General features: G+C 53.3%; 19 protein-coding genes. 12 read left to right on the top strand and 7 right to left on the bottom strand.

Annotation, left to right across the window (positions count from 1 at the left end; translation table 11 throughout):
* Nucleotide 1: 1 nt before the first annotated feature.
* Complete coding sequence (gene rpe / locus ACT3RQ_RS12340) at nucleotides 2-697, bottom strand: ribulose-phosphate 3-epimerase (protein ID WP_444680567.1); 696 nt, start codon at nucleotides 695-697, stop codon at nucleotides 2-4.
* A 286-nt stretch (nucleotides 698-983) separates the two neighbouring features.
* Between rpe and cysP the strand changes: the two genes are divergently transcribed.
* The 5 genes from cysP (at nucleotide 984) to ACT3RQ_RS12315 (ending at nucleotide 5,564) form a co-directional block, all read left to right on the top strand.
* Complete coding sequence (gene cysP, locus ACT3RQ_RS12335) at nucleotides 984-1,994, top strand: thiosulfate ABC transporter substrate-binding protein CysP (protein WP_444680566.1); 1,011 nt, start codon at nucleotides 984-986, stop codon at nucleotides 1,992-1,994.
* Between the two features lie 27 nt (nucleotides 1,995-2,021).
* Entirely contained in the window at nucleotides 2,022-2,876 is an 855-nt protein-coding gene (gene cysT, locus ACT3RQ_RS12330) for a sulfate ABC transporter permease subunit CysT (protein ID WP_087106725.1), read from the top strand.
* Nucleotides 2,876-3,703: a sulfate ABC transporter permease subunit CysW gene (cysW, locus tag ACT3RQ_RS12325; RefSeq protein ID WP_172117102.1), complete on the top strand. Its 828-nt coding sequence runs from the start codon at nucleotides 2,876-2,878 to the stop codon at nucleotides 3,701-3,703. The genes cysT and cysW overlap by 1 nt, the downstream gene beginning before the upstream one ends.
* Nucleotides 3,700-4,794, top strand: coding sequence for a sulfate/molybdate ABC transporter ATP-binding protein (locus ACT3RQ_RS12320; protein ID WP_193054950.1), 1,095 nt, complete (start codon nucleotides 3,700-3,702; stop codon nucleotides 4,792-4,794). Before cysW ends, ACT3RQ_RS12320 begins: the two co-directional genes overlap by 4 nt.
* Nucleotides 4,795-4,970: 176 nt before the next feature.
* Complete coding sequence (locus tag ACT3RQ_RS12315; RefSeq protein ID WP_444639484.1) at nucleotides 4,971-5,564, top strand: YajG family lipoprotein; 594 nt, start codon at nucleotides 4,971-4,973, stop codon at nucleotides 5,562-5,564.
* A 23-nt stretch (nucleotides 5,565-5,587) separates the two neighbouring features.
* Here the strand turns inward: ACT3RQ_RS12315 and ACT3RQ_RS12310 are convergent, their stop codons facing one another.
* The 3 genes from ACT3RQ_RS12310 to ACT3RQ_RS12300 form a co-directional block, all read right to left on the bottom strand.
* On the bottom strand, nucleotides 5,588-6,220 hold the full coding sequence (locus ACT3RQ_RS12310) for a thiopurine S-methyltransferase (RefSeq protein ID WP_193054952.1): 633 nt from the start codon (nucleotides 6,218-6,220) through the stop codon (nucleotides 5,588-5,590).
* A gap of 107 nt (nucleotides 6,221-6,327) precedes the next feature.
* On the bottom strand, nucleotides 6,328-6,957 hold the full coding sequence (locus ACT3RQ_RS12305) for a TIGR04211 family SH3 domain-containing protein (protein ID WP_172117106.1): 630 nt from the start codon (nucleotides 6,955-6,957) through the stop codon (nucleotides 6,328-6,330).
* Nucleotides 6,958-7,037: 80 nt separating this feature from the next.
* Nucleotides 7,038-7,367, bottom strand: coding sequence for a DUF1820 family protein (locus ACT3RQ_RS12300; RefSeq protein ID WP_018916745.1), 330 nt, complete (start codon nucleotides 7,365-7,367; stop codon nucleotides 7,038-7,040).
* Between the two features lie 584 nt (nucleotides 7,368-7,951).
* Here ACT3RQ_RS12300 and ACT3RQ_RS12295 point away from each other — a divergent pair.
* Complete coding sequence (locus ACT3RQ_RS12295) at nucleotides 7,952-8,725, top strand: TlyA family RNA methyltransferase (protein ID WP_444680565.1); 774 nt, start codon at nucleotides 7,952-7,954, stop codon at nucleotides 8,723-8,725.
* Here the strand turns inward: ACT3RQ_RS12295 and mscK are convergent.
* Nucleotides 8,722-12,024: a mechanosensitive channel MscK gene (gene mscK, locus ACT3RQ_RS12290; RefSeq protein ID WP_444639527.1), complete on the bottom strand. Its 3,303-nt coding sequence runs from the start codon at nucleotides 12,022-12,024 to the stop codon at nucleotides 8,722-8,724. The two genes, ACT3RQ_RS12295 and mscK, sit on opposite strands and share 4 nt — an antisense overlap.
* Nucleotides 12,025-12,238: 214 nt before the next feature.
* On the opposite strand from mscK, the gene ACT3RQ_RS12285 reads away from it, so the two are divergent.
* From ACT3RQ_RS12285 to ACT3RQ_RS12270, 4 genes are all read left to right on the top strand, one after another.
* On the top strand, nucleotides 12,239-13,270 hold the full coding sequence (locus ACT3RQ_RS12285; RefSeq protein WP_444639526.1) for a phospholipase A: 1,032 nt from the start codon (nucleotides 12,239-12,241) through the stop codon (nucleotides 13,268-13,270).
* Between the two features lie 80 nt (nucleotides 13,271-13,350).
* Nucleotides 13,351-13,683: a DUF883 family protein gene (locus ACT3RQ_RS12280; protein ID WP_172117107.1), complete on the top strand. Its 333-nt coding sequence runs from the start codon at nucleotides 13,351-13,353 to the stop codon at nucleotides 13,681-13,683.
* Complete coding sequence (locus ACT3RQ_RS12275; protein WP_087106740.1) at nucleotides 13,683-14,087, top strand: phage holin family protein; 405 nt, start codon at nucleotides 13,683-13,685, stop codon at nucleotides 14,085-14,087. Before ACT3RQ_RS12280 ends, ACT3RQ_RS12275 begins: the two co-directional genes overlap by 1 nt.
* On the top strand, nucleotides 14,062-14,379 hold the full coding sequence (locus ACT3RQ_RS12270) for a YqjK family protein (RefSeq protein WP_172117109.1): 318 nt from the start codon (nucleotides 14,062-14,064) through the stop codon (nucleotides 14,377-14,379). The genes ACT3RQ_RS12275 and ACT3RQ_RS12270 overlap by 26 nt, the downstream gene beginning before the upstream one ends.
* A 21-nt stretch (nucleotides 14,380-14,400) precedes the next feature.
* Here ACT3RQ_RS12270 and ACT3RQ_RS12265 read toward each other — a convergent pair whose 3' ends face one another.
* Nucleotides 14,401-15,585, bottom strand: coding sequence for an NAD(P)/FAD-dependent oxidoreductase (locus ACT3RQ_RS12265; RefSeq protein ID WP_172117110.1), 1,185 nt, complete (start codon nucleotides 15,583-15,585; stop codon nucleotides 14,401-14,403).
* A gap of 133 nt (nucleotides 15,586-15,718) precedes the next feature.
* Between ACT3RQ_RS12265 and ACT3RQ_RS12260 the strand changes: the two genes are divergently transcribed.
* Nucleotides 15,719-16,798: an efflux RND transporter periplasmic adaptor subunit gene (locus ACT3RQ_RS12260; protein ID WP_441678811.1), complete on the top strand. Its 1,080-nt coding sequence runs from the start codon at nucleotides 15,719-15,721 to the stop codon at nucleotides 16,796-16,798.
* The gene (locus tag ACT3RQ_RS12255; protein ID WP_444639481.1) at nucleotides 16,798-19,905 is read left to right on the top strand and encodes an efflux RND transporter permease subunit; all 3,108 of its coding nucleotides are present in this window, start codon (nucleotides 16,798-16,800) and stop codon (nucleotides 19,903-19,905) included. The genes ACT3RQ_RS12260 and ACT3RQ_RS12255 overlap by 1 nt, the downstream gene beginning before the upstream one ends.
* A gap of 104 nt (nucleotides 19,906-20,009) precedes the next feature.
* On the opposite strand, the gene ACT3RQ_RS12250 is transcribed toward ACT3RQ_RS12255, so the two are convergent.
* Complete coding sequence (locus ACT3RQ_RS12250; protein ID WP_172117113.1) at nucleotides 20,010-20,438, bottom strand: DUF3617 domain-containing protein; 429 nt, start codon at nucleotides 20,436-20,438, stop codon at nucleotides 20,010-20,012.
* Nucleotides 20,439-20,556: the final 118 nt, after the last annotated feature.

The raw sequence follows: 20,556 nt of genomic DNA, 5'->3' as shown, positions 1-20,556 counted from the left end.
CTTAAACCTTGGCCAGCGCCGCACGCATTTTCTTGATAACCGAGTCATAGCCGTGTGGGTCGCTGGCCTGATGCGCGTTAAAAATAGCGGAGCCCGCCACAAAGGTATCCGCCCCTGCCGCTGCGATCTCGGCAATATTGTCGGCTTTTACGCCGCCATCAATTTCCAAACGAATCGATTTACCGGATGCATCAATACGAGCACGCGCCTCGCGCAATTTATCCAGTGTGCCAGGAATAAACGACTGGCCACCAAACCCTGGGTTAACGCTCATTAGAAGCACCATATCGACCTTATCCATCACATAATCAAGATAAGAGAGCGGCGTTGCCGGATTAAATACCAGCCCTGCTTTGCAACCACCATCACGAATCAACTGAAGCGAGCGGTCGACATGCTCAGACGCTTCTGGGTGAAACGTAATATAGCTGGCCCCTGCCTCAATAAAATCGCTAATCATGCGATCAACCGGCTTCACCATCAAATGGACATCAATAGGCGCCGTTACACCATGATGTCGCAATGCTTTACATACCATGGGACCAATCGTCAGGTTCGGCACGTAATGGTTGTCCATTACATCAAAGTGGACAATATCAGCGCCCGCGGCCAGCACGTTATCCACCTCCTCCCCCAGGCGTGCAAAATCAGCGGAGAGAATAGAAGGGGCAATTAAAAAATCATGCGCAGCGGTCATGGGCACTCCTGACTAGCCATTGAAATGAGGGATTACCAGGTGGCGCAGCGACAACCTGGTGAAGCCCCTGGAAAACGGGCATTTTAACAGAGCAATTGAAAAAACGGCGCGGTTTTGGCTACCCATTGCAGTTAATCATTTCCAACCATGTGTCTGCCCCTTTATCAATCAAGCACACCGTTATTTCTAAAAAGAATAACAATCGCAATTGTAATTCCACAATGTCAGGTTTAATCTTATGCCAATTACGATCCATATCGTTTACCGCTTAAAGAAGGAGCTTGCCATGTCTCTGCCACTCTTTTTCCGTCGCAGCCTGCTTGCCATTACACTAGGCGCTAGCATCGCTAGCCCTGCCATGGCACAAGAGCGCGAAATGCTTAACTCCTCCTACGATATTGGGCGCGAGCTATTTAGCGCGATCAACCCTGAGTTTATCGCTTGGTGGCAAGAACAGAATGACGAACAAATCAGCGTTAACCAGTCCCACGGCGGCTCTTCTGCTCAGGCGCGTGCCATCCTGCAGGGTCTGCGAGCAGACGTCGTCACATTTAACCAGGTAACCGACGTTCAGGTACTGGCGGATGCTGGCTTGGCGAATGAGGATTGGCAGAGCGCGTTGGATAACAATGCATCGCCTTACTACTCCACGACGGCCTTTCTGGTTCGCAAGGACAATCCCAAAGGCATTGAAAACTGGGATGACCTGGTAAAAGAAGATGTTCAAGTCGTCTTCCCTAACCCCAAAACGTCCGGTAATGCGCGCTACACCTATTTAGCGGCATGGGGATTCGCCGACAAGGAATTTGACGGTGATGAAGAGCAGATCCAAGACTTTATGCGCACGTTCTTGGGCAATGTGGCCGTTTTTGACACTGGTGGCCGCGGCGCGACCACCAGCTTTATAGAGCGCGGTATCGGTGATGTGCTGATCAGTTTTGAATCCGAAGTGAATAATATTCGCCAAGAGTATGGCAGCGACGACTACGAAGTGGTCGTTCCTCCCATGAGTGTTTTAGCCGAATTCCCCGTCGCGGTCGTTACTGAAAATGCTGAGCGCAACGGCAATACCGATTTAGCGCAGGGATACCTTGAGTATCTCTACACTGAAGATGCCCAGCGACAGCTGGCGAACTTTAACTATCGCGTACATAACGAAACCGTGGTTGAAGAGCTTTCCGACCACTTCCCGGAAACTGAGCTGTTCAGCGTAGAAGACGTATTTGGTAGCTGGGACGAAGTAATGGAAACACACTTCGAGGGTGGCGCGCTGCTCGATCAACTACAGCGCCGTTAACAGGACGTCAGTCGTTATCAAAACATTATGAATCAACGCGCTTTACGACTAACCGGCAGCACGCGAGTGCTGCCGGGTTTTGGCCTTTCAATGGGTATCAGCGTGCTGTTTATCTCGCTGGTGCTGGTACTACCTATCACTGGGCTTTTCGGGCAGCTTGCCGAACTAAGCCTTGCCCAATACTGGTCAATTATTACCGAAGGCCGAGTGGTCGCAAGCTATATGGTCACTATGGGCGCAGCGGCGGTGGCGGCATTAATTAATGCGGTCTTCGGTCTGCTACTCGCATGGGTATTGGTGCGCTACGAGTTTCCCGGCAAGCGACTGCTGGATGCTTTAATGGACCTGCCGTTTGCTCTCCCCACAGCGGTGGCGGGCATTACGCTGGCCACTCTCTATGCCAGCAGTGGCTGGATGGGGCGCCTGCTTGAGCCTTTGGGCCTTCAAGTGGCCTACACCTGGGTCGGTATCGCGCTGGCCATGGCATTTACCAGTATCCCGTTTGTGGTACGCACCGTGCAGCCCGTACTGGAAGACTTACCCGCTGAGGTTGACGAAGCCGCCATGTCACTGGGCGCAACCGACTGGGTGGCCTTTCGCCGGGTGATCATGCCGCACTTATGGCCCGCTCTGGTGACAGGAACAGGCCTTGCGTTTGTGCGCTCGCTTGGCGAATTTGGCGCGATTATCTTTATCGCAGGCAATATGCCCTACGAAACGGAAATTACCGCGTTAATGATTTTCGTCAAGCTGCAGGAGTATGACTACGCAGGCGCCTCCGCAGTGGCCTCCGTAGTGCTGTTTGTTTCGCTCGCGCTGCTGCTTGCCATCAACATTTGGCAAGGCCGTTTTGTCCGCCGCCTGCATGGAGGTAAGGGATAATGCGTAGAATTGGTGATGCACCGGGCGTCAAGCGCCTGCTAATTGGCGCGGCGTTAATCCTTTCGGCGCTGTTTTTATTGCTGCCGCTTGTCGCCATTTTCGCTCAGGCCTTTTCTCAGGGCGTTGCGACTTTCTGGGTCAATGTAAGCAATTACTTTACCCTGCATGCGATTGGTCTAACGCTGGTCATCGCCCTGCTCACCATTCCTATTTGCCTGGTGTTTGGCGTGGCCCTGGCGTGGCTTGTTACGCGGTTTAGCTTTCCAGGTCGACGCATTCTGCAAACCTTGATTGATATCCCCTTTGCCGTTTCCCCTGTTGTTGCCGGGCTTATTTACCTGCTGCTTTACGGCCGCAATGGGTGGATCGGCAGTTGGCTGGATGGCCATGATATTCAGCTGATGTTTGCCTGGCCTGGAATTTTGATGGTGACCGTGTTTGTTACCTGCCCCTTCGTTGCCCGCGAGCTGATTCCGCTGATGCAGGCGCAGGGCTCGCGTGAGGAAGAGGCAGCCGCCACGCTAGGAGCCAAAGGGTGGGTAACCTTTTGGCGGGTCACACTGCCGAATATCCGCTGGGCACTGCTTTACGGGATTATTTTAACCAACGCCCGCGCCGTCGGTGAATTTGGCGCAGTATCGGTAGTCTCAGGCGCGATACGTGGTCAAACCAATACACTTCCTCTTCACCTTGAACAGCTTTACCAGGACTACAATGCGGTTGGTGCATTTGCATGCGCGGCACTGTTAGCACTGATTGCCCTGCTTACCCTGGCGGCCAAGGCTAGCCTGGAATGGCGCGCATCGCGCCGGGAGGCGCTCTTATGAGCATTCGCTTAGAAAATATTGCAAAACACTTTGGCAACACGCAGGCCCTTGAACCTGTCAATCTGGATATCCATGAGGGCGAATTAGTCGGCCTTCTGGGGCCCTCGGGGTCGGGCAAGACCACGCTTTTGCGGATTATTGCTGGCCTTGAAAGTGCTGACCACGCTACCCAGTCGGCCAGAATCATGTTCGGCGAACGCGATGTCACAAATGTACATGTGCGCGACCGGCGTATCGGCTTCGTATTTCAGCACTATGCGCTGTTTCGTCATATGAGCGTTTACGATAACGTCGCGTTTGGCTTGACGGTGATGGCCAAAAAAGAGCGCCCTTCCAGCGGTGAAATTCGCGCACGCGTGTTTCGCCTGCTTGAAATGGTTCAGCTTGAACACCTGGCCAAGCGTTACCCCGCCCAGCTTTCAGGCGGCCAACAGCAGCGTGTTTCTCTCGCCCGTGCGTTAGCGGTAAAACCCGACGTACTGCTACTTGATGAACCGTTTGGCGCGCTGGATGCCAAGGTACGCCAGGACTTACGCCGCTGGCTTCGTCGCCTACACAGCGAGCTGAACTTTACCAGCGTTTTTGTTACCCATGACCAGGAAGAAGCACTGGAGCTTTCCGACCGAGTCGTGGTAATGAGCAATGGGCGCATTGAGCAAATTGATGCTCCGGACACACTCTATCATTCGCCAAAAAATCGCTTTGTCTTCGAGTTTTTGGGTGACGTCAACCACTTGGAAGGCAGCGTTCGTAACGGCATTTTGACCTGCGGCGATGCCTATTTGCACGTTGACCTACCCGAAGGTAGCGAAGAACTGCTTTTGCGCCCTCACGAGGTACGCCTGGCAGAACAGCCAAGCGACACCTGCCATCTACCGGTAGTGATAACGGCGATCTCCCCCGTAGGTGCCGAAGTGCGTGTTGAGCTGGAAGCTGACTGGCTGGAGAAGCCCTGGCTTGCGACCGTGCGTCATGCGGATTTTGAACGTTTAGCGATGAAGCGCGGGCAACGCCTTTATGCCCACCCGCGCCAGTGGCACCGTTTTAAAGACGGGGTAACGGACTCAGCAAAACAGGCACGAGCCGCTTAACTAGCCAACAGCGCCCACCCTTTATCCTGCTGGCGTTTTGCGCATAACAGCGGCATAGTTATTCAAAGAGCTCTATTTGAGACTAGCTCTTTGAAACAAGCGCTTTGAAACAAACTATCTGAAACAGGTTATTAGAACCAGTTCTTGGAACAAACCGTTACTGCGGGGAATAAAATATGCTTCGGCGCCAGTTTTTACGTCTTTCAGGAGTGCTGTTGGCAGGCCTCTGGTTAGCAGGCTGCTCAGGGCCTCAATACCTTCAGCTTAGCCCGGAGCGTAGTACGAACGTGCCGCAAGCCGGGTCAGGCCAACACGTCACGGTCGTCGCCGTTGATGCTCGAGAAAGCGAGGTTATTGGTACAAGGGCTGGCGGCAGCATGTCAACGGCTCAGATTACCGTTAGCAGCCATGAACTGATTCCCCAACTGCAAGCAGAAGCCGAGCGCGCGGTTCACGATATGGGCTTTAACCCCACCACCGAGCAGGCCCAAGGCCGACCTACCCTTACCCTGGAGCTTGTTAGCCTACAGTATGGGCGTGGCGACAGCGGTCAGCCTTTGGTAGACGAGGCGCGTATTGAGGGCGTTTTCCGGGCCATCGCCCAGAATAAAGGCACCACGTATACCGGCACCTACACCTCGCGCCGCACACAAGGCTATGCCGTTAGGCCGGGTGAAGATGCTAATACACGTATGCTGAATGATCTGCTCAGCGACGGCCTTAACCGGGCCTTCAACGACCCAGAGCTTGGTCAGCTACTCGCCCGCTGATATATATTGAGCGCGCCGGTACGCTATTTGTGTGGCCCGCGCCGCTCTAATGACCAGACAGACTCTGTTCGGCCCCGTTCATCGGGGCTTCCTTGCTCAAGCAGCGTGACGCGAAAATTGGGTGTGAACAGTTGAGTCACTTCCTGGTCAGGCACGCTATACGGCGGACCCGCGCCCTCATCCTCATGCGTTATGCTCACCAACAGCCCAGCGGCTCCGGGCGGAACCAGCTGGGCCAAGTGGAATGCATAGCGCTCGCGCGTGGCAGGCGGTAACGCAATCAGTGCTGCACGATCATAAAACGCGCCTACTTCGGCAGCTTGGCGTATGTGCAAATGAAAAAAATCCCCACACCAGAGTTCCACACTACCTTGACGTGATATTTCAAACCCTGCTTGGGTATAGCGCGATACAGGCGTCTGGCGTTGGGCCAGGAATTGCGCTATTGCCTCAGGCGCCAACTCAATGCCTAGCACCGGATGCCCCGCATCAGCCAGCCAACGCATGTCCAGGCTTTTACCACACAAGGGCACCAGCACTTTAGTGCCCTGCTCAACGCCCAATGTGGGCCAGTACTCAAGCAGCGCTGGATGCGGCTGAGACAGATGAAAACCAATCCGACCTTCTTGCCAGCGCTGCCGCCAGGAAGTGCTCATTAGACGCCCTTTTACCCTTGAATCCAGAACCTAAAAAACGGGTCCTGATGCTGAGAACCTGGAACTTAAAACCTGGAGTTTAAAACCTGGAGCTTAAAACCCGGAACCTAGAACCAGCGATCACGCTTTTTACGCCGACGCGGCAAGTGCGGAACGATAAGCCCCACTAACAACCCGGCACCCGCCACACCGCCGCCATACATGAAGTAGCGCATTAACAGGTCTTCTTCCTGGGTATCCAACCGAGCCTGAAGCGCGCGTACCTGCTGGCGCGACTGCTCGGCCTCGTTATCAAGCTCGTTATTGCGCGTTTCAAGGTCAGCAATGCGCTGCTCGCGCAGTTCAAGCGTCTCTGTCATCGAGGAGGTGCGCTGCTCCCAGGTATCGTTAATACCATCAAGCTCTGCGGTGAGCTCATCGACCCGGGCCTGGAGCACCGGCAACTGCTCGCGAGCACTAGGCGTTTCCTGGATTTCGTTCGTCAATACCCACACGGTGTCGCCGCTTTGGCCACGCACCCGGGTGTAATCACCGCTCTCTTCCAGTACCTCTACCTGCTCACCGGCATTTAAAGTGCCAATAATGCGGTATCCATCCGTAGGCCCGCTGCGCACGTAAGTGCTCAACTCATCGCTCACCCACGCTTGACCGTCGGTTTGTGCCATTGCTTGTGCGCTGGCCACACTTAATAAAACACCGGCCGCGATATAAGAGAAACGAAATTTATCTGCTTGCATAACGTCATGTCCTGATTAAAAAAACGCTGCATAGCGGACGAGGCCACCAGCGCTTACAGCGTCGCGCCTGTCTTGAGCGCTTATCCTTCGCTACGTGGTGGTAGGGGGAAGGGACGAGGAAACTCAGCAACGCGGGCATCGCTTTTTACTGCCTTCAAAGGGCCTTCACGCTCCACCTCATCAATACGCACAATCGCATTAAGAGGCAGGTAGCTACGTTTGACACCCTCGAAGGTTCGCTGCAATTTTTCAGTTGCAGGATCAACAACTACCCGTGACGCGTCGTCAAAGACAAACTCCTCGACTTCAATAAAGCCCCAGAGTTCGCTTTGAAATATTTCTCGAACGTATAAATCCCAAATTTCACCCTGTTGGTGAACCACTACTCGATAAATCGGCTTGGCCGCCATTTTGGCCTATCCCTCTTGCCCTATGAACATAAAATTTTCCGGCCTAGCGTACCATAACCCTATCAGCAGAGCCTTAGCTGACCTGACTCAATGCGTTAATAAACGCTAACTGCCCACTCTACGATCTACTCATTAGCCGATATAGCGGGCGTCGTGTAGGGTGAAGAGAGCGAACGGGAATACTCTCGCCCTACAGGAGTAACGGTCATGCAAAAGAAGAGGCCCACGATAAAGCAGGCCGCCTGGGGCACCCGTTATCCGCACCGCCTTTGGCACTCACTGGGGGCTGATTTATTTTAAAGGCGATGATGCTCATACCCTGCGTGACCTTCTAAAATGACAGGAAGACCTCGACTTCTATGTATAATCCCCCTGACCACCGGGACAAGGGGTCATTGTGACGCCTCATAATGGCGCTATTGTGAGTACCGCAGGTAACGAATGACGAGCTTGATAGCGTCAAACAGTCTTTATATCGCAGTTGGGGAGCCTCTCGCTTGCCCGGTACCGAGTTACAGGCCCTTGAAGGGTCTCACTCGCCACTTAACCCGTTATAGCCACGCGTTTAATTAACCATGTCATCAATGTTAAGACTCGATCAACTACTGGTCAGCCAAGGGTTAGCCAGTTCGCGTACACGTGCCCAGCGGCTTATTCGCCATGGGCGTGTGCGTTTAGAGGCGCCTTCGCGCGTGCTTACCAAACCCTCTGAAAAGTGGCCTGAGGATACACCGCTATTGGTCGACGACGACCCTGAGGAGCGTTATGTCTCTCGCGCCGGTTTAAAACTTGAAAGCGTATTAACGGTTTTAAATAAGCGCTTGGATGACCATGTCATTTTGGATGTAGGACAGTCCACGGGGGGCTTTACCGATTGCGCGTTGCACTTTGGCGCACGCCACGTGATTGGCGTAGAAGTTGGCCATAGCCAGCTCGCGGAATCGCTACGTACCCACCCGCGTGTTACGTGCCTCGAAGGCCTTAACGCCAGGCACATGAGTTCATCCGTAGCACTGCAAGAAGCGATTACCGCGACTCCTATTGATACCGCAGTGATGGACGTCTCCTTTATTTCTCAGACGCTGATTTTGCCGGAGATCGCCGCACTGCTGCCAACAGGAGGAGAGCTAATTTCGCTGGTTAAACCTCAGTTTGAACTCACCCCTGGAGCGCTGGATAAGCGGGGCATCGTTCGACGCGCGGCCGACTACCACACAGTGGAAGAAAAGATTCGCAAGGCCTGTGACGCTTGTGGGTTAGCGGTGCAGCACTGGCAAGAGAGCCCGATTACCGGAGGAGACGGTAATCGGGAGTTTCTTCTTCATGCCCTTAAGCCTGCCCCCCTGACATACGCCTAACTATGCGTAGACGGCGGTAACTTATTAATTGACTGCACTTTGACCGACTCCCCCCGGTCACGGTGCAGCCATACATCCATCTGCTCAAACGCCACACGAACACCTGCTTTTTGAAACAGCTCATTTACCCGACAATTGATTTCATCCGTCGCAGGCAAGCGCTCCTTGATGTCATCAACAAAAATGCGCAACTCAAAATTGAAGCTATGGTTGCCATAGCTCAAACAGAACACCTGAGGCTCCGGGTCAATCAACACCCGCTCGTTTTCATCTGCCGCCTGGCGTAAAAGCTGATGCACTTTGGCCAGGTCCGAGTTATGCGCAACGCCATACGTCAGCACGACCCTGGTCACGTTATCTGAAAGAGACCAGTTAATAAGCTGATCCGTCACAAAGGTTTTATTGGGAATAATAATTTCTTTGCGATCGAAGTCAGTAACGGTTGTCGCTCGTATCCTTATGCGGTTCACGGTCCCGTGCAAGTTGCCCAGCGTAATCGTATCCCCAATGCGGATAGGCCGTTCGAACAGGATAATCAAACCTGAAATGAAGTTGGCAAAGATTTCCTGTAACCCAAAGCCCAGCCCCACACTGAGCGCCGCCACCAGCCACTGTAACTTGTCCCAGGAAACGCCCAGAGTGGCCAACGCAATCAGCATGCCCGTACCCACAATCGCATACGAGAGCAACGAACTGATGGCATAGGCACTGCCCTGTTTTAGCGCCAAGCGAGACAAGACCATTACCTCTAAAAGGCCAGGCAGGTTACGCGCCATAATAAAGGTGACCGCGACCACCAGCAGCGCGGTAATAACATCCGTGACAGACAGTTCACTGCCAATCAAATCTTCATCGCCAGAATCCCACAGGGAAACGTGATCCAGATATCCCACCACGGATAAAAGATCCGACCAGACAAGATATAAAAGTAAGCTGAAGCCGATTAATAAAATCAGCTTGGAGAGGCGTAGCGACTGAGTATTGATTTTCTCCATATCCAGCGGCGGCTCTTCCACCACCTCCACCCCCCCTTCAGCTTCCTCCTGCGCTTGAGCACGTCGGGCAAGCGCTCGTCGGTAAGCCAAGCGTCTGGCGGCCACAGCCAAACTACGCACTACCGTCGCCTCAACAACCACCCACAGCCCCAATAAATAAAGCGTGATCGCAAACCGCCCCGCCAAACGCAGTGCGGTGTATTCATACCCCCACACGATCAAGCCCACCAATACGAGCGGGATGGCAGCCATGGCGAGTCCCAACACCAAACGGAATAAGCGAAGCCCAAAAAAAGGAACATGTGCCAAAATCAGCTTCGTTAGCCACCAGCTCATGGCTAACAGCCCCGCGACCATCAGGCCCAGTGCAATAGGACGCAAGGCTAGAGGTGCTTGCACCTGCCCCGATATTGTCGCAATCGCTATCACCGGCACCAGCGCAAACCCCAGCCAACGTAATAGCTTACGAATCTGGGCGTTATAACGAGCAGGCCAGGTAAAGTGCCGTTCGGCAACGCCATCAGGTGCGAGCAAACGTCGCCCCCACGCGACCACCCCCCAGCTTAACGCGAGCTGCATTAACGCAGGCGCAATACTGTGGGTTAATGCATCGTCTGTTTCGCGAAGCCCTACTCCAACACCGGCTAGCATCAACGGCCCCGGAATAGCCAATAGCGCGTTTAACAGCACTGCTTTTGGTGTGTGTAACTGAGTATCGCTTTTTAAACGACCAATCTGAGAATGGATAGTCGCCAAGCGCTCTTTTATCCGCGCGCGTAACCCGATGAGCAACAGGCCAAGTAGCATCCATGGCAGCCCAAACACTATTTTCCAGGAAAGCGCCTGCCAGTGGTTTGAAAAAATGACTCGCCACTCGCCTTCTCGCCACTCCAGGCGAATGTTGTTGGGCAATTGGCGCAGCCAGTTAATATCCACAGGCTGACTGTTAGCGACCCAAAATAACTGCTCATAAATGGTGGTACGTAGCTCGCGTGTCGTGGTGAGCAGCTGCTTCTGATTAAGCTGTAGCTCAATCGCAGAACTTAAAAGGCTGCTGTAGGATTGCTCCAACTGCTCTACCAGCTCACGACGCTCTCTATAAATCTGGTTCAATGCGTCGATCACACTTGGGGTTGCCTCAAGGCCTGCCTCCTCCACGCGCTGAATGGCTAACCGTCTGCCGTGGCGCAACTGGTCACTCTGACGGGTTAAATCAAACTGTCTCAATCGAAGATCCGCAATTTCATCCTGCAAATGTCGATGCGGAACTGGCGTAGGCAATGATTGGCGCTGCTCATTTAAAATAAGTGATAACAAATGACTCCCACGCATGGCATCGATCTGTTCATTGAGGCTACGCTGCAATTGGAGTACATAGTCCAGATCACGCTGCGCCTCAAAATTTTCACGCAAGATAGTGTTGCTGCGGTCAGTTGCCTGCAGCAGTTCCTGGCTTATGCGTTGATTAACTTGCTGGGCATCAAGTATGACAGGGTTGCCCTCAGCCAAAAGCGAATTATCCACGATGGCTTCGGCCGCCACTTGCTCAGACTCAAGGGTACGCTGAAGATCAATGGCACTCTCAAGTAAACCCAAGCGCTTTTCCTGGTAATCAATTTGCAACGAAAAGAGGTCGCGCCGTTGTTGCGCGAGTTCACGCAATCGACTGTTAACACTTAACTCTCGTTGGTTATAAGCGGCATCTCGTTCCGCCAAGAGACGTGCCAAGCCAAGCTGTATGAGCTGCGCATCCTTTGAGAGTGAGAGCTGGCTATCCGTTAATAGCGCTTCGCGATCGTCGTACTCACGGCGTAGCGTTTCAGCACGTTGCAGGGCATTGGAGATTGCCTGCTGGGCTCGCTCGGGTAACGTAATCGAGGCCAGTAACTGCGAGTTCACATCGGTCAATTCCCCTTGCAGCTGCTGCAGTTCAAGGACAGCATCTGCCTGCTGTGACGTTAAATCGTCCAACGACATATCGGCGAATGTTTGGGCAGTTAACTGCTGAAAACTCTCCTCCACCTCACCCAACGCAAGCTCTAACTGGTACAACTGTTCAGGCGCCTCATCAACCCGCTGATTAAGTACCTTTAAACGTTCATCATTAGCATCCAAACGTTGGTAAATTTCCAGCGCGGCCCTTAAATTGGTCTGCTCGCTAACCTGCTGCGCGGTTAGCTCACCGTCTACTGAATCGAACGCTGCCAAGCGCTCCGCTATTGTCTCTTGTGAGGGTACTTGATCAACGTCAAAGGCGCCCTGAACGCTAACGCACACCGTCATCAAATAAAGCGCCAAGAGCACCTTCAAGGTATAATTACAGATACATCTAACCACGGTTGATATACCCTCAGAAAAAATTGATAGTGGTAAAAATTAAATACCAGACATTGTCAGGGGTTCCATTGACCTGCGCAACGAAGAGGTTGACTTACTCTCTTGGCATGTATAGAAACGACTCTGATAATTGATCCTTCCCCTTTATTATTTGCGAGTCGCTTCAATGGTCACCCGAAAAATGGTCACCCGAAAACTGCTGTATGCAAGCGTAATAGCCTTGCTAAGCACAGTAACGTACAGTAGCCCTGCCTTAGCCGACTCCCAGGAAGAAATTGAAGCGCGTATTCGTGAGCTCAAGAGTGAACTCTACCAGCTTCAACAACAACTAAATAACCAGACAGCACTTGGCGACACGCCTGCAAAAGTGACGGTAAAGCAACCACCCGAAGTCGCCGCTCGTGAAGATATCATCGAACGCCGGCTGCTTGAGCAAGAATCAACACGCAATCCCTTTTCGATCACCACACACCGCCTTAACTATTTGTTCCCTGTCAGCTATAACGCAAAACCGAATGCTGAGAATTTTCGGGAAATCACCACTGATTCAGACGCGGATCGCTACGAAATCAAGTTCCAATTAAGCGTTAAAGCCAACCTGGTAGAAGGTGTTTTCGGCGATGCAGGGGATCTCTATTTTGGCTATACCCAGCGCAGCTGGTGGCAGGCTTACAATACCGATGCCTCCTCCCCGTTTAGAGAAACCAATTACGAACCCGAGCTGTTTATCGACTTCGATAACGCCTGGGATGCGCTTGGCTGGGTAAATACACGCAATCGCGTTGCATTTAATCACCAATCGAATGGCCGCTCAGACCCTCTCTCGCGCAGTTGGAACCGCGTCTACCTGGAAAGCACATTCCAACGTGGCGATTGGGCAGTGACATTCGCTCCTTTTTGGCGCGTTCCTGAGTCTGCCAGTAATGATGATAATCCTGATATTGAACGTTATATGGGCTATGGCGATATCCATATTGCCAAGCGGCTCAATAACAATCATGAAATCAGCGCGTTATTTCGAGGCAACCCGGGCGCAGGTAACTACGGCACTCAAATTGACTACAGCTGGCCTACGTTTGGCAACCTGCGCGGGCACATCCAGTATTACTATGGCTATGGTGAAAGCATGATTGACTACGATGATCGTGTTAACCGTCTAAGCATTGGTTTTAGTTTAAATCCCCTGTTTAGTGCGACGGGTTTGAACCGCTAAAAAATGGCCTTGTCTATCATGTGTCGGCTGCTATGCTGATATAGATTAATTATTTCATTCATTCGTCAAAGGAAGACAAAATGGCTAAGCGTCAATTCGATACTGAGCACCGCGCTGACCAGTGGAAAGAAGATCTGCGCCACTTAAGCGACACCATAGAAGAACTGGTTAACGCAACGTCCAAGGATGCCAGCAGCGAAATGCACGACCTTCGCGCCCGTGCTGAAAGCCGCCTTAAAAATGCTCGTGAACGCCTGGAAGCTCGCGGCGAGCGAATTTATGATGAAACCCGTGAAACGCTTTCAAATCAAGTTGACTGCTGTGATCGTTATGTACGCGAAAACCCGTGGTCCAGCATCGGTATCGGCGCGGCCGTCGGTCTATTGGTAGGTATGCTGCTCGGACGCCGCTAATGTCTTTGGGGCCAACCCAACGCGTATTTTCTGCCGCCAAGCGCTTGGTAAGGTCACTGGTTGCTAACAGTGAAACCCGACTGCGTTTGGCGGTTTTAGAACTCGAAGAAGAGCGCGCTCGTTTAGTCACCCTGTTTCTTTTGACCGGCGCCAGCTTATTACTTTTATTGCTGGGTGTAATAACGCTTACCGCGCTAGTCATCGTGGTTTTTTGGGACTCTTACAGGCTGCTGGCGATTGGTGTCAGCGCGGGAGTCCTAATAGCAGCCAGTTTATTATTGGCAGCCATTGCTATTCGTCAGGCCAAACGGCATACGTTTTTAAAAGAAACGCTTAAACAACTAGCGGCTGATCGTGCTCTGCTTGAGGTGAAAGGCGATGAAGCAAACCAACAAGAGCGTTAAGCCGCCCAACCGCTCTAAGCGTATAAGCCGTGCTGAGCGCAAAGCAGCATTACTTGCACAGCTTGAGCAGCAGCGCATTGATATTCTGGTATGCAGCGACTATCTACAGCGTTCGGCCTCCCCACTTGATCAAAAGTGGCGCAGCATCAAGTTACCGCTTTACGCCGCTGGCGGTCTGCTCGCCTACAAATTTGTACGCAGACCGGGCGGAGTAATGGCAGCCGGTAGAAAAGCGCTTGCAGGCTATATGCTATTTCGCAAACTGAAGCTGCTTTCTAACGTTGTTACTTAATTGCCGGGCCGCACATGCGGCCTAGCAAGCTTGCCCACAAGCAACCCCACTCGCCCACGCCCACTGAAAGTTATACCCTCCAAGCTCACCAGTCACGTCCAGCACTTCTCCTATAAAGCGCAGTTGAGGCACATCTTTTACCTCAAACGATTTCGATGAGATAGCGTCTGTATTGACCCCGCCCATGGTTACCTCTGCCGTACGCCACCCTTCAGTGCCCGCTGGTTTAAGCTGCCATTGGTTAAGCCGATAGGCCCATTGATCTACTTCATCGTTACTGTATTGAGCAAGCGGCGCTGCCTGATTCGAGTCTGGGTACCACTCTAAAAGTGCCTGAGCAAAGCGTTTGGGAAAGCGCTCTCCCAACCAGGTGGATAGCTGACGTTTGGGCGTTGTTTGACGCGCCTCACGCAGTGACGCGGCGGCATCCTCGCCCGGCAATGTATCAATTTCTATGGATGAGCCGGGTTGCCATACGCTGGATATCTGTAGCATAGAGGGGCCCGACAAGCCCCGGTGCGTGAACAGCATCGGCTCAACAAACCGCCGCCCTGCACAGCTCACCGCGACAGGCAAGCTGAGTCCGGAAAGCGCAGCACTGCGCTCCTTCCAGAAATCACTCAGGGCAAAAGGCACTAGCCCAGGTCGAGTAGGTAACACGTCCAAGCCAAACTGGCGTGCCAGCTCATAACCAAACCCGGTGGCGCCCATCGTGGGAATCGACAAGCCACCGCTCGCCACCACTACAATCCCAGCATCAATGCTCCCCATGGATGTCATCAGGCGCATGGCGTCGCCTTGCCTGGCGACTTTATTGATCTGGGTGTTTAGCGCTATTTCCACACCCGCCCACTCGCACTCTGTCCATAGCACTCGCACAATCTCTTTAGCCGACGTTGCACAGAATAGCTGTCCAGGGGCTTTTTCCACGTACTCGACGCCATGCCGGTCAACCAGTTCTACAAAGTGTTCCGGCCGATAGCGCTTAAGCGCGGAAATACAAAAATACGGATTTTCAGAGTAAAAATGCTGAGGTGTGGTGCCAAGATTGGTAAAGTTGCAGCGGCCACCGCCGGACATCAGTATCTTCTTACCTGCCTTGTTGGCGTGGTCGAGTACCAGCACGCGTCGGCCTGCATAGCCAGCCTGTGCAGCGCACATTAGGCCTGCAGCACCGGCGCCGATAACCACGACATCATAAACCATAGAGAATTGCTCTTGGGGGGAGAAGACCCGCATTTTAACAGTTCAAGACCAAGAGAAAATGTTTCTTCACGTTTCATGACATCATATAAGAGTGCTAACCAGGGTTACCCCCACGCCTGATACCGAGAAACCTATGTCCGCGTATGCCCGACCGTATTTGCTTGTTTTGCTCTTTGTTTTACTCTCAAGCCCCGCCCAAGGGCAAACCGCAGCGCAGCCTGCACCTTCTGTAATTGGCAGCCGCGCAGAAATAATGACGTGGTCTGACCCACTGGAAGCCTTGGGCACCCTGCGTGCCGATGAGAGCGTTACGCTTTCTGCGACGGTTACCGATATTGTGGCCGAGATCAATTTTGAGGATGGCGCCCAGGTTGAACAGGGGCAAGTACTGATTCGCCTGGACGATGCCGAAGAGCAAGCCCAGTTGCGCTCAGCTCAAGCCATCAGTGACGAACGAAGTAACACGCTTGGTCGTACCATCCAGCTACAGGAACGCAACCTGGCCGCTCGGGCGGACCTGGAAGACTTTCAAGCACAGCTTCGCCAAGCGCAAGCCAATACACAGGTTATCGAAGCGCGGCTTACCAACTACCAAATCAAAGCGCCGTTCAGCGGCCGCGTGGGGTTGCGTAGCCTTAGTACCGGCACACTGGTAACGCCCGGCATGGAATTGGTAACGCTCGACAAGCTGGATGTGATGAAGCTTGATTTTAGCGTTCCTGAACGCTTTCTAAGCCGCCTTTCAATCGGGCTACCGCTCAGTGCTACGACAGCCGCCTACCCCGACGATAGTTTTACTGGCGACATTGCCAGTATCGATACACGCATTGACCCTATCTCGCGAAGCGTTAACGTGCGAGCCGTGCTTGAAAACCCCGATATGCGCCTTCGGCCGGGTATGTTGATGGAAGTGGTCGTTCAACAGCGCGTACGCGATGCCATCGTGCTGCCCGAAGCGGCACTCGAACCCAGTGGCGACCAACACTATGTCATGGTGATTGACCAAAGTGGCCCTACCCCGCGCCTTGAAAGGCACAGCGTAGTGATAGGTGAGCGGCGCTACGGGCAGGTAGAAATTCTTGAAGGCGTTGAAGCAGGCGACCTGGTGGTGGTTCACGGCTTGCAACTGGCAAGAGACGGGCTGGAAGTGCGTTTACTGGGCATCGTGGACGATGAAACGAGTATTCGCGCCTTATTGGAGGCCGATCGCTAATGCGTCTATCGGACATTTCCGTACAGCGACCCGTGCTTGCCATGGTCATCGCCGCGCTGATCATTGCCTTTGGCTTACTGGCGCTTAATCGGCTTCCTCTGCAAGAGTATCCCACCGTGGATCCTCCCATCGTCAGTATTGATACCCGCTACCCGGGTGCGTCCGCCGATGTCGTCGAAACGCGCATTACCCAAGTATTGGAAGACCGAATTGCAGGCGTCGAGGGCATTGAGTTAATTACTTCCCGTAGCGAAGATGGCCGATCGCGCATTGAAATTGAGTTTGGCATTGAAATGGATATCAACGCGGCGGCGAATGATATCCGTGACCGAATTTCGGGTGCCTTGCGTAACCTGCCCGACGATGCCGACGCTCCGGAAGTCACCAAGGCTGATAGCAGCGAAGAGATCGTGGTATGGCTAAGCCTCTCGGGCGCCGACTACTCAATTACCGAGCTTACGGATTACGCCAACCGCTTTCTGGTTGACAGCCTGTCTGTGCAACCGGGCGTTGCCCGCGTTCGTATCGGCGGTGGCCGGGATTACGCCATGCGTGTATGGCTGGACCGCAATGCGCTTGCCGCTCGCGGCCTGACCGTCGGCGATATTGAAGATGCCCTGCGCGCCGAAAACGTTGAGCTACCGGCAGGCTCCATCGAATCACAAGACCGCCAGTTTATCGTTCGCCTCCCGCGCAGCTTTGCAACCGCCGATGACTTTAAACGCCTGGCTCTAAATCAATATGATAATGGCTATCTAGTACGACTGGACGACGTTGCCCGGGTTGAGGTCGGCTCGGTTGAAGATCGCTCCGTATTTCGCGCCAATGGTATTCCGATGGTCGGGCTTGGCATCGTTATGCAGTCGACCGCCAATGTCGTTGAGCTTTCAAGTGCAGTGCGGCATGAGTTGGAACGTCTTCAAGAAACGCTACCCGAGGGCATGACGCTTGGCCTAACCCATGATGCCTCGGTCTTTGTTTCCGGTGCCATTAAACAAGTCGTGATGACCCTGTTTATTGCCATGGGCCTGGTCGTCGTAGTGATCTTTTTATTCCTCGGTAATCTGCGGACCACGCTGGTGCCTGCCGTTACCGTTCCTATTGCGGTCATTGGGGCTTTTACCGCGCTTGCCGTAATGAACTTTTCAATCAACTTGCTCACTCTGCTGGCGCTGGTGTTGGCGATTGGTTTGATTGTTGATGATGCCATTGTGGTACTGGAAAATATCAATCGCCGCATGCACGACTATGGTGAAACGCCGCTGGTAGCCGCTTTTAGAGGAACACGCCAGATCGCGTTTGCGGTTATTGCCACCACGCTGGTGTTGGTCGCGGTATTTGTTCCGTTAAGCATGCTGCAGGGCGACATTGGTCGGCTCTTTTCCGAGTTTGCCCTCACGATGGCGGCAGCCGTTGTTTTCTCGACACTCCTGGCGCTTACCTTAACCCCCATGATGGCGTCCAAGATTCTTAAACCCGGCATGCACGACAGCGCCGTGGGTAAAGGTGTCCAGTGGCTACTGGGTATTACTCAGCGACGTTACCAGCGTATCCTTGAGTGGCTACTTGCACGCAGTTGGATAGTTGTCGGGGTATTTGCGCTGTTGATCGCCATGACGGCATGGCTAACCACCGAGCTACCCAATGAGTACACCCCACAAGAGGATCGTGGCAACTTTATCGTATTGGTGAATGGCCCTGAAGGCGCTACCTTCGATTACATGATGGACTACATGGATGAAATCGAAGCACGACTGGCTCCCCTGATAGAAACGGGTGAGCTTGAACGTGTGGTCGTACGTGCGCCACGCGGCTTTGGCAATATCGAGAATTTTAACGGCGGTTTTGTCATCATCAATATGGCCGATTGGGGCAGCCGCCGCAGCGCATGGGAAGTAATGGATGACGTGCGAGCGCTGCTAAGGCCGCTGCCCGGCGTTCAGGCATTCCCCGTTATGCGCCAGGGCTTTGGCCAACGCACACAAAAGCCTGTGCAGTTTGTGATTGGCGGCGGTAATTACGCAGAACTCGCTCGCTGGCGCACCCTGCTGATGGACTATGTGCGGGAGGATAACCCACGCATTACGGCGCTTGAAAGCAACTATAACGAGACCCAGCCACAGCTCAGTGTCGAGATTAACTATGAGCGAGCAGCAGCATTGGGCGTAACGATTACCGAAATAGGCCGTACGCTTGAAGTGCTGTTAGGCGGTCGCAACGTTACCCGCTACGTGGATAACGGCGAAGAGTACGACGTGATTATCGAAGGTGATCGCGATCGGCAGAACAGCCCCCGCGCCCTGGATAATATACAGGTACGCTCGGCACGCTCTGGTGAACTAATCCCTCTCGCAAGCCTTGTGACGCTTACCGACGTTGCTGGCGCCAGCACGTTAAACCGCTTTGACCGTATTCGAGCCATTACCATCGAGGCCAACCTGGCTGACGGCTACCCGCTTGGGGAGGCGCTTGCATATCTACAAGCTACCGCCGACACGCTGTTGCCCGAAGAAGCACAAACCAACGTGGCAGGCCCTTCACGTGATTTTCAGCAGGCAAGTGGCGCGACCACCTTTCTGCTGATATTAGGCGCTATCGTGGTATTTCTAGTGCTAGCCGCACAGTTTGAAAGCCTTATCCACCCCTTGGTCATTATGTTGACCGTACCGCTCGCGATGAGCGGCGCCCTATTGGCGCTTTTGCTAAGCGGGCAGTCGCTTAACATTTATAGTCAGGTTGGCCTGGTACTATTGATTGGTCTAGCTGCTAAAAATGGTATTTTGATCGTCGAGTTTGCCAACCAGCTACGTGATGAGGGCAAAGCCTTTCGTACAGCGCTCATTCAAGCCTCCGTCACCCGGCTACGACCTATTTTGATGACCGCAATCACCACCATGGCCGGTGCCATACCACTGATTATTTCAAGCGGGCCAGGCGCTGAATCCCGCCTGGTGATTGGCACGGTGATAATGGCAGGCGTTGGTGCGGCGACACTGTTCACGCTGTTTGTAGTGCCGGTTGCATACGACCTTTTGGCACGCCATACCGGCTCCCCCGGTGCGGTTAAACGGCGTCTGGAAGAGGAAATTTCCGACTCCGCCGGTTAGCGACGTGTTGCTGCTTTTCTCTCTAGAGGTAAAGAAAGGCTATCGGTCAAAAAAAGGGCGCCTCTTCAAAAAGAGGCGCCCTTTTCAGGCATCAACGCAAGTGATTATTCACACTCACCTACACGCTGACCTTCAATAGCGGTATTCATGGTCAGCTCGCCCATTGGCGACTGAGTGAGAATATCAACGCTGCCGCTGATTTGCTCGCCCATAAAGCTCATATCGCCATCGATATTGGCTTCACCACCCTCTGCGCGACATACCATGCTGTAAGAGAGACCATCAGCACTCATTTCCTGGTTGAGAAGCTCGCAGCCATCTTCTTCTTCAATAAACCCAAACTCGGCGCCTTCAAGGTCATCCTGAGTAATACATTGACGCTCGGTTTCCGTTTGATCCGGAATATCCATGTCGCCACTGATGCTGGTCACGCTGACGAACTCCCACTCGCCTGGGGTAACATTCGGTGTTTCCGCCAAGGCGACCATCGGGAAGGCCAAAGTGGCCGCTACTACCATGTTTCGTAACATCATCGTTTCTCTCTTTAGCACGTTGAAAAACAGTCCGTGGAAAACCGCGTATATCCTACCTGATTCATCACCGCCATGCCCGGCTTCGCGCAGACTGCTACACTGCCGCCAAGCTCCAAAC

The sequence above is a fragment of the Halomonas sp. AOP43-D1-4 genome (assembly GCF_052446175.1).
GTDB classification, from domain to species: Bacteria; Pseudomonadota; Gammaproteobacteria; order Pseudomonadales; family Halomonadaceae; genus Vreelandella; species Vreelandella citrativorans.
Note: the sequence above shows the minus strand (reverse complement) of the source record. Positions and strands in the feature narration are given on the sequence as shown.